Below are 12,792 nucleotides of genomic sequence, written 5' to 3' on the forward strand. Positions count from 1 at the left end.
CCATGCCTCAGCAGCCGCAGCCCCACCGGCCCCTCCGGACCACCTACGACGCCGTGATCGTGGGCGGTGGCCACAACGGACTGGTCGCCGCCGCGTACCTCGCCCGCGCGGGCCGCTCGGTGCTGCTGCTGGAGCGGCTGCCCTCGACCGGCGGCGCCGCCGTCTCCACGCGGGCGTTCAGCGGTTTCGACGCGCGGCTGTCGCGCTACTCGTACCTGGTGAGCCTGCTGCCCCGGAAGATCGTCGACGACCTGGGGCTGCGCTTCGCGGTGCGGCGGCGCCGGATCTCCTCGTACACCCCGCACGGGGACGGCGGCCTGCTCGTGGACGCCGGGTCTGCCGCCCGCACCCGGGAGAGCTTCGTGCGGCTCACCGGCTCCGACCGCGACTTCGAGGCGTGGCAGCGCTTCTACGGGATGACCCAGCGGGTCGCCGAGCGGGTCTTCCCCACGCTGACCGGTCCGCTGCCCTCGCGCGGCGAACTGGAGCGGATCGTGGACGACCCGCGGGCCTGGGAGGCGCTGTTCGAGCGCCCGCTGGGCGAGAGCGTCGAGGCGGCGTTCGACGACGACGTGGTGCGGGGCGTGGTGCTCACCGACGCCCTCATCGGCACCTTCACGCACGCCCACGACCCCTCGCTGCTGCAGAACCGCTGCTTCCTGTACCACGTGATCGGCGGCGGCACGGGCGACTGGGACGTGCCCGTCGGCGGCATGGGCGCGCTCACCGACGCCCTCGCGGAGGCGGCGCGGGCGGCCGGGGCGGAGATCGTCACGGGCACTGAGGTGACCGCGATCGCCACCGACGGGACCCGGGCCGAGGTGGACTTCGACGGCGGCCGGGTGTCGGCCCGGCACGTGCTGGTCAACGCCTCGCCGCACGCCCTCGCGGGACTGCTCGGCGAGGCCGTCCCGGACCGGCCCGAGGGCGCCCAGCTCAAGGTCAACATGCTGCTGCGGCGCCTGCCGCGACTGCGGGACGCGGGCGCGGACCCGCGCGAGGCGTTCTCCGGGACCTTCCACATCGCGGAGTCCTACACCCAGCTGCAGACGGCCTACGAGGAGGCCGCGGCCGGTGCGGTGCCCACGGCCCCGCCCTCGGAGATCTACTGCCACTCGCTGACCGACCCGACGATCCTGGCCCCCGGGCTCGTCGCGGACGGCATGCACACCCTCACCCTGTTCGGCCTGCACGCCCCCGCGCGGCTCTTCGCGGCCGACCCCGCGGGGGCGAAGGACGCCCTGCTCAAGGCCACGCTCGCGCAGCTGAACGCGGTGCTCGCGGAGCCGCTGGCGGACTGCCTGGCGGTCGACGCGGACGGGCGGCCGTGCATCGAGGCGAAGTCGCCCCTGGACCTGGAACGCGAGGTCGGTCTCCCCGGGGGGCACATCTTCCACCGGGACCTGTCCTTCCCGTACGCACAGGAGCGCGCCGGCGCCTGGGGCGTCGCGACGGCCCACGCCAACGTGCTGCTCTGCGGCGCGGGCGCGGTGCGGGGTGGCGGCGTCAGCGGCATCCCGGGCCACAACGCGGCCATGGCGGCACTGAGCGCCTGACGGCGCGGCCCGCCCCGGGAGCGCACCCCCGGCCCCGCGCCGAAGCCCGCCGCGCAAGGCGCACGAAACGACCCGGCGCCCCCGGGCGCCCGGCATCCCGGGCCGCAACGCGGCCACGGCGGGACTGAGCTGCGGCGTGGCGTCCGGGCCGGGCCAGACGTCTCCGCACGGCCGCGACCACCGGGCCCGGGGCGGGCGGTCGCACGCCGCGGGCCGGCCGGACACCGTGACGTCCGGCGAAGCGACTCCCCGGCCCAGCGGGACGTGGCCGGAACGGGCCGCCCGGCCGCATCCCTGGGCAACGCGACGACCGGAACCGCGCGGACCGGCTACTCGGCCGGGTCCGGGGGTGGCCAGGCGTCGCCCCAGGCCACGTCGCGGGCCGATCGGTACAAGGAGCCCTGCCGTTTGCTGACCGTGGTGCGGCGCAGGCCGTCCTCCACCGTGCACAGGTCGATCAGCACCTGCCCCTTGCGGATCTGGGGGTGGCGCACCACCCGGTCCGGCGCGGGCCCGGCGGGGAAGCGCGCCGCGGCGACGTAGCTGAACTTCTCGTCCTCGTAGGGCAGCGAGCCGCCCTTGACCTGGCGGTGCAGCGAGGTGCGGGCGACCCGGGCGGCGAAGTGGCACCAGTCGGGGGCCTGCACCGGGCACACCTCGTCGTGCGGGCAGGGCGCGAGCACGTGGAGGCCGGCCGCGACGAAGGCGTCGCGGGCGGCGAGCACGCGGGCGTAGCCGTCGGGTGTGCCGGGCTCGACGACGAGCACCGCGCCGCGCGCGGCCCGCGCGGCTTCGGCGACGACGGCCTCGCGGTCGGCGTCCGGCAGCTCGCCGATGACATAGGAGAGCGTGATCAGGTCGGCCTCGGGCAGCCGCGCCCCGGTGCCGAGCGGCGCCCTGAGCCACCGCGCCTGCCGTACGGCCTCGTGCCCGGCGGAACCGGCCAGGTCGCGGCCGAGTGCGAGGGCGGCCTCCGACCAGTCCAGGACGGTGCTGGTGTGGGTGCCCTCGTCCCAGGCGTCGGCGACCGCCCAGGTCGCGGCGCCCGTGCCGCCGCCCACGTCGAGATGGCTGTCCGGCGCCCACGCGCCCGCCCGGTCGCGGAACTCCGCCAGCGCCGCGCACACGGCCGTGTAGGTCGCGGGCATGCGGTAGGACGCGTAGGCCGCCACGTCGGAGCGGTCGCGGAGGATCGGCGTGCTGCTGGGCGTACGCCCCCGGTACGTGGCGATCAGGCGGTCGACGGCCTGGGCGGCGCGGCCCGGCGGGAGCCCGTCGAGGAGATCGGCGAGGGCGGCATGCAGAGTGGACACAAAGGACAAGGGTAAGGGCCCCCTCCGCGCCACCGGTCCCGTCGGCGGCCCCCGCCGCGCGGTCCGCTCGTCACCCTGACGGCCGAACGGGTGGCCGAATCATTGCCCTCCGCGCCCCGCCGCCGCATTCAGGGCCGTTTGTACACAATGCGGGCCCGTCGCGGGCAAACCCGCAGGTCGATCTCCGCACGCCGCAACATACGCGCAATCAGCCACAAAAAGGCAGACGCTTCACTGGAGTGCGCAGATCCAGCCGAACGTGAACTTCAGGACAACGGACCTCCGAAATTTCGTAAACCGCAGCGAACGTACAACTGTTTGGCATAGCGTTCCGGCTTACTACGGCACACCGCTGCTTGGGGAAGTGGCAGGTGTGCCCACTTTGTCGCGTTGTGCCAGGGGGGTCCATGCGGCGGGTCGGTATACCCAGTTCGGAAGAGACGGATACAACTCCCGCGCCGGGCCGCGTGGTCGCGGCTCCGCCGGGGTCGAGCGACAAGGCGCGCTGGTATCTCCCGGCGGCGCTCGTCACGGATGCCGCAGGCGTCGGCGTACCCGTCGAGCTCGTCTTCGACGCCACGGGCCAGCCGCATCCCGTGCTGTGCGCGGGGACCGCCGCGCTGGCGTGGACGTGCGTCCTGGCGGGCCGGCACCGCTACGCGGCCCGGGTGCTGGGCGAGTCCCGCAGCGCGCGCTCGGTGCTGTACGACTGGCTGATCCTGCTGGGCGTGCTGGCCATGGTCCGCACCGTGGTGGGCGAGGCCTCCGAGCCCCTGGTGGCGCTGCTGGCGCTCACCCCCGGGCTCCTGCTGACCGCCGCCTGCCGGAAACTGACGTACCATCACCTGATCGCCTCGCGGCGCGAGGCCCACGCCGTGCGCCGGGTGCTCGTGGTGGGCGAGCCGAGCGCGGCGGACTACGTGGTCGACCATCTGGCGGCGCGCACCGACCACGAGTACGTGGTCGTCGGCGTCGTGCCGGTCGGCCTCGCGAACCTGGAGTGCGGTGCCCCGGTCGCCACCCGGCTGGAATCGCTGCCGCCGGCCCGTCCGAGCGGCGACTCCGGCGCCGTCCTGGCCTCCGCCCGCGAACTCGGCGCGGACCTGCTGCTGGTGGCGCCCGGCCCGCGCATGGCCGGGGAGCGGCTGCGCAGGCTGTCGTGGGCGGTGCACGACGCGGGGGTGCCGCTGGCCGTCCTGCCCGGCCTGACCGACGTCTCCGAGCGCCGGGTGGAGCTCACCTCCGCCGCCGGGCTCACGCTCCTGCACATCAGCCCACCGGTGCGGCGCGGGGTGCAGGTCACCCTGAAGTCGGCACTGGACCGGGTCGGGGCGGCGGTCGGACTCCTGCTGCTCTCCCCGCTGTTCGGGATCATCGCGGCGGCCATCCGGCTGGGCTCCCAGGGCCCGGTCTTCTACCGGCAGATCCGGCACGGGCTGGACTGCGCGCCCTTCACCATGTGGAAGTTCCGCACGATGGTGGCCGACGCCGACGACCGCAAGCCGGAACTGGCGCCCGCCAACGAGAACGACGGCCTGATGTTCAAGATGCGCCGCGACCCCCGGATCACCCGGGTCGGACGTTTCCTGCGCCGCTGCTCGCTGGACGAACTGCCCCAGCTCTTCAACGTCCTCCGGGGTGACATGTCCCTGGTGGGCCCGCGCCCGCCGCTGCCCGATGAGGTCGCGCGCTACGACGAGGTCGAGCTGCGAAGGCTCGCGGTGAAGCCGGGCCTGACTGGCCTGTGGCAGGTCAGCGGGCGCTCCGAGCTCTCCTGGGACGAGACCCTCCAGCTCGACCTGCGCTACGTGGACAACTGGACCTTCACCAGCGACGTCGACCTGATGGCCCGCACGCTCCGGGCCGTCGTCGACGGCCGCGGAGCGTACTGATGCCCGGCGGGCGGGGGGCGGAGCGGTCGGCGCGGGTGAGGTCAGTCCGCGCCGTGCTCCCGCCACCAGGCGTACGTCGAGGCGATGCCGTCCCGCAGGGCGATCTCCGGCTTCCAGCCGAGGCCGGTCAGCCGCGACACGTCGAGCAGCTTGCGCGGTGTGCCGTCGGGCTTGCCGGTGTCCCAGGCGATGTCGCCCGCGTAGCCGACGACCTCCCGTACGGTCTCGGCGAGTTCGCGGATGGTGAGGTCGCTGCCGCAGCCGACGTTGACCGGCTCGTCTCCGTCGTAGGAGCGCAGCAGGAGGGCGCAGGCGGCGGCGAGGTCGTCCACGTGCAGGAACTCACGGCGCGGTGTGCCGGAGCCCCACAGGACCACCTCGGGGACCCCGGCCCGGCGGGCCTCGTGGAAGCGGCGGATCAGGGCCGGCAGCACGTGCGAGGACGTCAGGTCGAAGTTGTCGCCGGGCCCGTAGAGGTTGGTCGGCATGGCGGAGACGAAGGACGCGCCGTACTGCCGCCGGTAGGACTGGACTTGGACGATGCCCGCGATCTTGGCCAGTGCGTAGGCCTCGTTCGTCGGCTCCAGCGGGCCGGTGAGCAGCGCGTCCTCGCGGATCGGCTGGGGCGCGTGCTTGGGGTAGATGCAGGACGAGCCGAGGAAGAGCAGCCGCCCCACCCCGGCGGCGTGGGAGCCGGCGATCACGCTCAGCTGGATCCGCAGGTTGTCCTCCAGGAACTGCACCGGGTAGGTGCTGTTGGCCATGATGCCGCCCACCTTGGCGGCGGCCAGCACCACCGCGTCCGGGCGTGCCCCGGTCAGGAACGCCTCGGTGCTCGCCGCGTCCCGCAGGTCGAGCTGGTCGCGGCCGCGGGTGATCACCTCGTGCCCGTCGGCCTCCAGCCGGCGCACCAGCGCCGATCCGACCAGTCCGCGGTGGCCCGCGACGAAGATCCGGGCACGCTCCGGCAGGGTTGCGTTCGCTTGGGTCATGACAGCGGATTCTGCCAGCCCGGGTCACCCCATAGGGGCTGAATCCAAACATCAGTACGCAAAGGAAACATATCCGACCCCAGGGGGGACAGCGCATGGGCAAGAGCGCCCTGATCACGGGTGTCACCGGCCAGGACGGCTCCTATCTCGCGGAGCTGCTGCTGAGCAAGGGATACACGGTGCACGGCCTCGTCAGACGGTCGTCCAGCTTCAACACCGAACGGATCGACCACATCTACCAGGGGCCGCAGGAGGCGAATCGTTCCTTCACGCTCCATCACGCCGATCTCTCCGACGGCGTGGCCCTGGTCAACCTGCTGCGCGACCTGCGCCCCGACGAGGTCTACAACCTGGGCGCGCAGTCCCACGTCCGCGTCTCGTTCGACGCCCCGCTCTACACCGGCGACGTCACGGGCCTCGGCTCGATCCGGCTGCTGGAGGCGGTGCGGGCCAGCGGCGTCGACACCCGCGTCTACCAGGCCTCCTCGTCCGAGATGTTCGGCGCGACCCCGCCGCCGCAGAACGAGCGGACCCCCTTCCACCCGCGCAGCCCGTACGGCTGCGCCAAGGTGTACGGCTACTGGGCGACCGTCAACTACCGCGAGGCGTACGACATGTTCGCGGTCAACGGCATCCTCTTCAACCACGAGTCCCCGCGCCGCGGCGAGACCTTCGTGACGCGCAAGATCACCCGCGCCGTCGCCCGCATCAAGGCGGGGCTGCAGGACCGGCTCTACCTGGGCAACCTCGACGCGGTCCGGGACTGGGGCTACGCCCCCGAGTACGTCGAGGCGATGTGGCTGATGCTGCAGCGCGACACCCCGGACGACTACGTGGTGGCCACCGGGGAGGCGGCCACCGTGCGGCAGTTCCTGGAGACCTCCTTCGCGCACGCCGGCCTCGACGCGGCCGAGTACGTCCGCTACGACCCCAAGTACGAGCGCCCGAGCGAGGTGGACGCCCTCATCGGTGACGCGAGCAAGGCCGAGGAACTGCTCGGCTGGAAGCCCTCGGTACGGGTGGACGAGCTGGCCCGGATCATGGTCGACGCCGACTGCGAACAGGTCGAGCAGCAGCTCGCGGGCGCGACGGTACGCATCGACCGCTGACGCGGCCGCCGGGATCCCGGCGGCTCCGCCGGCGACCCGGCGGACCCCGACCCGCCGGAGGCGTCCGGCAGATGACGTCCGGTCGGGTATTCAGTGAACACAAATTCGTCAAACTTTCTACCGGCCCTGTTCACATACCCCTACGCTGCCGTCCACAGGCGGGCGATTGGGCCGCTTGTGCACGAGTGGGCCTTGGGGGGCACATGCGAAGACTTGGGGCAATAACGGCCGCCGGTGCGCTGGTGGCGGGCGCACTGGCCGGGGCGGGCGCGGCGGTGGCACCCGCCGCCACCGCGCTCACCGCGCCGGTGGCCATGACCGCCGACGATCTGCCGACCTGGCAGACCAACGGCATCGTCTGGGCGATGGCCCAGGCACAGGGCGTCGTCTACGCGGGCGGCACCTTCTCCACCGTCCGCCCGCCGGGCTCCGGGGCGGGCAGCAACGAGCAGCCGGCGGTGAACTTCGCCGCCTTCGACACCGCGACCGGGGCACCGACCGGTTGCCGGCTGTCGTTCACCATCGGCGCGGGCAGCACGGCCACCGTGCGCGCGCTGGCGGTCTCGCCGGACGGCGGGACGCTCTACGCGGGCGGGTACTTCAGCGCCGTCAACGGTGTCCAGGTCAACAGCCTGGCCGCCATCGACACCGCCACCTGCACCCCGATCGCCTCCTTCCACCCGGCGGTCTCCGCGACCGTCCGGGCGCTGGACGCGACCGCGGACACCGTCTACGCGGGCGGCGACTTCACCTCCGTCGCCGGCCAGTCCCGCCGCTACTTCGCGGCGCTGACCTCCTCGGGGTCCCTGACCGCGTGGAACCCGACCGGCGACGAGCCCGGGCGGGCGGTGCAGGTCACCCCGGACGGCGCGAACGTCATGATCGGCGGCGACTTCGACACCATCGGGGGCGCCGACTCGCACGCCCTGGCCGTGGTGGACTCCGCCACCGGAGCGCTGACGAAGGCGTACCCGGTGGGGTTCTTCCCCGCGACCTCGGTCGTCAAGGACATCACCGTCGACGCCACCGGCCTCTACACGGGCAACGAGGGCACCGGCGGCGGGGTCTTCGACGGCCGGACCGCCTTCGAGCTGAGCGACTTCGGCCAGCGCTGGCGGGACAACTGCCTGGGAGCCACCCAGTCGGTCGAGGTCTACCAGTCCGTCCTCTACAGCGGCTCGCACGCGCACGACTGCAGCAGCATGGGCGAGTACCCCGACCAGCGGCGCAAGCACCTGCTGGCCGAGCCCGTCAACGACCCGCACCTGCTCGGCTGGTTCCCCGACACCAATGACGGGCTGGGCGAGGGCATCGGCCCGCGCGTGATGGCCGTCTCGTCGAAGAACAGCACCGACTACCTGTGGGTCGGCGGCGAGTTCACCACCGTCGACGGCAGCCCGCAGCAGGGCCTGACCCGCTTCGCGTCCGGCCCGGACACCGGCAACCCGACCACGCCGGAGGCCGGCGCGGCCAGCCTGTCGGCCGGCAAGGCCAAGGTGACCTGGCAGGCGAGCCTGGACAACGACGACAGCGTGCTGACGTACAAGGTCTACCGGGACGGGGGCGCCACCCCCGTGTACACGACCACCGGCACCTCCCTGCCGTGGGTGCGTCCGCAGCTGAGCTTCACCGACACCGGGCTCACCCCCGGATCGGTGCACAGCTACCGGGTGTCCGCGAGCGACGGCACCAACACCAGCCCGCTGTCCTCCACCGCCACGGTGACCGTGGCATCGGGCAGCAACAGCTACGCGGCGGCGGTGCTGGACGACGGCGCCACCCTGTACTGGCGCTACGACGAGGCGGGCGGCACCTACGCCGCCGACGCCTCCAGCACGGACGACAACGGCGACTACGTCGGCGGGCCGTCCTACCGGCAGACCCCGGCCGCGGTGACCGGGCCCAGCACCGCGATCGGCTTCAACGGCTCCAACCAGTGGGTCTACAGCGACCGCAGCCACGGCCGGCCGGCCACCTTCAGCGTGGAGACCTGGTTCAGGACCACCACGACGGCGGGCGGCAAGATCGTCGGCTTCGGCAACTCGACGACCGGCACCAGCGGTCAGTACGACAAGCACGTCTACATGACCAACGACGGCCGGCTGGTCTTCGGCGTCTACACCGGTGCCACCAACACCATCACCAGCAGCACGTCCTACAACGACGGCACCTGGCACCACGTGGTGGCCACCCAGGACGGCGGCGGCATGAAGCTCTACGTCGACGGCGCCCTGACCGGCACCAACCCGCAGACCAGTAACGAGAACTACACCGGTTACTGGCGCGCGGGCGGGGACAACCTCAACGGCTGGCCCCTGCAACCGTCCAGCAACTACTTCAACGGGCAGATCGACGAGACGGCGGTCTACCCGGCGGCGCTCACCGCCGCCCAGGTCGCGCACCACTACGACCTGGCCAGCGCGCCCGCCGACACGGTGACCACGCTGACCGCGGCCGAGGACACGTACGTCAACGCCGGGGCGCCGTCCACCAACTACGGCACCTCCGGGTCGCTCGCCGTGCGCGGCAGCTCGGCGTACCTGACCTACCTGCGCTTCAGCCTGCCGTCGGCCCCGGCCGGCCAGACCCTGAAGAGCGCGGTCCTGCGGCTGACCACCAGCAGCGACCCCACGGCCGGCACCAACGACACCGCCAACGTGGTGCCGGTGACCGGGACGTGGACGGAGACCGGCACCACGTACACCAGCCGTCCCGCGCTGTCCTCGACGGTGCTCGGCAGCCTGACCGGTGCCACGGCCGTCTCCACGGCCTACACGGTGCCGCTGGACGCCGCACAGCTCAGCGGATCGCTCGGCGGCTCGTACGGCATGGCGGTGACCAGCACCGGGACCGACGCGCTGTGGCTGTGGTCGAGGCAGGCGCCGTCCTCCGCGAACACCCCGAAGCTGGTGCTCACCTTCGGGTCCTAGCAGGGCATTCCGGAGACCCCGGCGGAAAGTACGCGTCGGGGTCTCCTCCGGGCCGCCTGTCACGGCGTACGCTGCCGTGCCAGGCGGTTCGTTTCTGCGCCGCCGGGGGTCGCGAGGGCTGGGGGGCTCATGCGCACTGCGGGAACTGCCGAAACGACCAGCACGACCAGCGCGGCGAGAACGGCGAGAACGGCGAGAACGCTGTCGGCCGCGCTCGCACTGACGGCGGCGTCGCTCGCCGGGGCGGCGGTCGCGACCGCGCCGCCCGCCGCGGCCCTTACAGCGCCGGTCGCGATGACCGCCGACCCGCTGCCCACCTGGCAGACCAACGGCGTGGTGTGGGCGATGGCCCAGCAGGGCGGCACCGTCTTCGCCGGCGGCACGTTCTCCGTCATCCGCTCCTCCGGCGCGGGCACGACCACGCAGCCCGCCGTCAACTTCGCCGCCTTCGACGCGGCGACCGGCGCGCCCACCGGCTGCCGGCTCTCCTTCACCATCGGCTCGGGCACCGCGACCGTGCGCGCCCTGGAGGTCTCGCCGGACGGGCGGACGCTCTACGCGGGCGGCTGGTTCAACGCCGTCAACGGCGTCACCGTCAGCAGCCTGGCCGCGATCGACATCGCCACCTGCACCCCGGTCGCCTCCTTCCGGCCGACGTTCTCGGCGACGGTGCGGGCGCTGGCGGTCACCGGGGACACGGTCTACGCGGGCGGCGACTTCACCTCCGTCGCCGGCCAGTCCCGACCGCGTTTCGCCGCCCTGTCCGCAGCCGGGGCGCTGCGCGCCTGGAACCCGGACGCCGACAAGCCCGGCCGGGCGATCCAGCTCACCCCGGACGGCGCGCACGCCGTCATCGGCGGCGACTTCGACACCGTCGGCGGCACCGGCTCGCACGCGCTGGCCGTGGTCGACACCGCGGGCGGCGCCCTGACCCGGGCCTACCCGGTGGGCTTCATACCGCCCACGTCGGTGGTCAAGGACCTCACCGCCGACGCCACGGCGGTCTTCACCGCCAACGAGGGCACCGGCGGCGGGGTCTTCGACGGCCGCATCGCCCTGAACACCACCGACTTCGGGCAGCGCTGGCGGGACAACTGCCTGGGCGCCACCCAGTCCGTCGTCGTGTACCGCACGGTGCTCTACAGCGGCTCGCACGCGCACGACTGCAGCAGCATGGGCGAGTACCCCAACCAGCGGCGCAAGCACCTGCTGGCCGAGTCGGTGGACGACCCGACGCTGCTGCCCTGGTTCCCCGACACCAACGACGGCATCGGCGAGGGCCTGGGGCCGCGGGTGATGACGGTGGCCTCATCCGGCGGCACCGACTACCTGTGGGTGGGCGGCGAGTTCACCACCGTCGCCGGGGCGGCCCAGCAGGGTCTGACCCGCTTCGCCTCCGGCCCCGACACCGGGGCGCCGAGCGTGCCCGAGGTGAACGTCTCCAGCGTGCGGGCCGGCGAGGTCGCGGTGCGCTGGCGGTCCGGCCTGGACCTGGACGACGGGCCGCTGACGTACCGCGTCTACCGCAACGGGTCGAGCACTCCGGTGTACACCACGACCGGCCCCTCGCTGCCCTGGTCGCGCCCGCAGCTCACCTTCACCGACACCTCGGTCACCCCGGGCACCACGTACTCCTACCGGGTCAGCGCGAGCGACGGCACCAACACCAGCGCCCAGTCCGCCGCTCAGTCGGTGACGGCGGCAGGCGGCACGCAGGCCTACCCGGCGCGGGTGGTCGCCGACGGCGCGACGCTGTACTGGCGCTACGAGGAGGCCTCCGGCCAGTTCGGCGCCGACTCCTCGCCGGGCGACGACAACGCGGTCTACCTCAACGGCCCGCTGTACCGGCAGGCCCCGGGCGCGGTGCCCGGCGGCGGCACGGCCATGGGCTTCAACGGGACCAACGACTACGCCTACAGCGACGCCCGGCACCCGCGCCCGGCCGCGTACAGCATCGAGACCTGGTTCCGGACCACGACCACCTCCGGCGGCAAGCTGATCGGCTTCGGCGACCGGAACGTGGACGACAACCTCAGCGCCAGCTACGACAAGCACCTCTACATGACCAACAACGGCCGGCTGGTCTTCGGCGTCTACAACGGCGGCACCCGCACGGTCACCACCACCGCCGCCTACAACGACGGCGCCTGGCACCACGTGGTGGCCACCCAGGGCGGCGGCGGCATGCGGCTGTACGTCGACGGGGCCCCGGCGGGCAGCGGCACGACCACCACCAGCCAGGACTACGCGGGCTACTGGCGGGTCGGCGGCGACAACCTCAGCGGCTGGCCCGAGCAGCCGGCGAGCAACTTCTTCGCCGGACAGCTGGACGAGACCGCCGTGTACCCGCTCGTGCTGACCGCCGCCCAAGTCGCCGAGCACCACGCCCTGGGCACCGGTGGCGGCGGCACACCGCCGCCGCAGGACACCCAGGTCACCGTGGCAGCCGACGCGGACACCTACGTCAACGCCGGGGCGCCCTCCACCAATTACGGCACCTCCGGGTCGCTGGCCGTGCGCGGCGGCTCGGCGTACGTCACCTACCTGCACTTCGCACTGCCGTCCGCGCCCGCCGGCACGGTGCTGAAGTCCGCGACGCTGCGGGTGCGCACCAACTCCGACCCCACCGCGGGCTCCGCCGACAGCCAGAACGTCGTCCCGGTCACCGGGGCCTGGACCGAGACCGGCGCGACGTACGGCAACCGCCCGGCCCTGTCCTCCACCGTGCTGGGCACGCTGAGCGGCGCGACCGCCTCCCAGACCACGTACACGGCGGCGCTGAGTCCCTCGGGGCCGAGCGGGGCGCTGGGCGGCTCCTACGACCTCGCGCTCACCGGCGCGGGCACGGACGCCTTGTGGCTGTGGTCGAGCGAGGCCGCGGGCACCGGGAACCACCCGGAACTCGTTCTGACGTTCGGCGCACCTTAGTGCTCACTTTTTCTTCAAAGCACGTCCATCGGACGTATGCCACGCCCTACCCTGCGGTGCACGGGCACCGCA

7 protein-coding genes are annotated in these 12,792 nt (G+C 73.1%); 5 read left to right on the forward strand and 2 right to left on the reverse strand.

From position 1 onward, the window contains the following. The first annotated feature begins 2 nt into the window (after positions 1-2). A complete protein-coding gene (locus tag ACIP98_RS20490) occupies positions 3-1,556 on the forward strand; it encodes a phytoene desaturase family protein (protein WP_401977182.1) in 1,554 nt (517 codons plus the stop codon). 329 nt (positions 1,557-1,885) lie between these two features. Here the strand turns inward: ACIP98_RS20490 and ACIP98_RS20495 are convergent, their stop codons facing one another. Beyond that, positions 1,886-2,869: a small ribosomal subunit Rsm22 family protein gene (locus tag ACIP98_RS20495; protein WP_401977184.1), complete on the reverse strand. Its 984-nt coding sequence runs from the start codon at positions 2,867-2,869 to the stop codon at positions 1,886-1,888. A gap of 407 nt (positions 2,870-3,276) precedes the next feature. Between ACIP98_RS20495 and ACIP98_RS20500 the strand changes: the two genes are divergently transcribed. Continuing rightward, positions 3,277-4,761 carry a sugar transferase gene (locus tag ACIP98_RS20500; protein ID WP_401977186.1) on the forward strand — a complete coding sequence of 495 codons (1,485 nt, stop codon included), beginning with the start codon at positions 3,277-3,279 and terminating at the stop codon, positions 4,759-4,761. A 41-nt stretch (positions 4,762-4,802) separates the two neighbouring features. Here the strand turns inward: ACIP98_RS20500 and ACIP98_RS20505 are convergent, their stop codons facing one another. Beyond that, positions 4,803-5,753, reverse strand: coding sequence for a GDP-L-fucose synthase (locus tag ACIP98_RS20505; RefSeq protein WP_319662254.1), 951 nt, complete (start codon positions 5,751-5,753; stop codon positions 4,803-4,805). Positions 5,754-5,848: 95 nt separating this feature from the next. Here ACIP98_RS20505 and gmd point away from each other — a divergent pair, with 95 nt between their 5' ends. The 3 genes from gmd (at position 5,849) to ACIP98_RS20520 (ending at position 12,720) form a co-directional block, all read left to right on the forward strand. Further along, positions 5,849-6,862, forward strand: a complete 1,014-nt coding sequence (gene gmd / locus ACIP98_RS20510) for a GDP-mannose 4,6-dehydratase (RefSeq protein ID WP_319662255.1) — start codon at positions 5,849-5,851, stop codon at positions 6,860-6,862. A gap of 203 nt (positions 6,863-7,065) precedes the next feature. Beyond that, positions 7,066-9,792 carry a LamG-like jellyroll fold domain-containing protein gene (locus ACIP98_RS20515; protein ID WP_401977187.1) on the forward strand — a complete coding sequence of 909 codons (2,727 nt, stop codon included), beginning with the start codon at positions 7,066-7,068 and terminating at the stop codon, positions 9,790-9,792. 129 nt (positions 9,793-9,921) lie between these two features. Continuing rightward, entirely contained in the window at positions 9,922-12,720 is a 2,799-nt protein-coding gene (locus ACIP98_RS20520; protein WP_401977189.1) for a LamG-like jellyroll fold domain-containing protein, read from the forward strand. Positions 12,721-12,792 lie beyond the last annotated feature (72 nt).

This window comes from Streptomyces sp. NPDC088354 (genome assembly GCF_044753585.1).
In the GTDB taxonomy this organism is placed as follows: Bacteria; Actinomycetota; Actinomycetes; order Streptomycetales; family Streptomycetaceae; genus Actinacidiphila.

Coding starts and splice junctions, on each gene's coding strand:
- gmd (WP_319662255.1), top strand. CDS start 5,849: ATGGGCAAGAGCGCCCTGATCACGGGTGTCACCGGCCAGGACGGCTCC.
- ACIP98_RS20515 (WP_401977187.1), top strand. CDS start 7,066: ATGCGAAGACTTGGGGCAATAACGGCCGCCGGTGCGCTGGTGGCGGGC.
- ACIP98_RS20490 (WP_401977182.1), top strand. CDS start 3: ATGCCTCAGCAGCCGCAGCCCCACCGGCCCCTCCGGACCACCTACGAC.
- ACIP98_RS20500 (WP_401977186.1), top strand. CDS start 3,277: ATGCGGCGGGTCGGTATACCCAGTTCGGAAGAGACGGATACAACTCCC.
- ACIP98_RS20505 (WP_319662254.1), bottom strand. CDS start 5,753: ATGACCCAAGCGAACGCAACCCTGCCGGAGCGTGCCCGGATCTTCGTC.
- ACIP98_RS20520 (WP_401977189.1), top strand. CDS start 9,922: ATGCGCACTGCGGGAACTGCCGAAACGACCAGCACGACCAGCGCGGCG.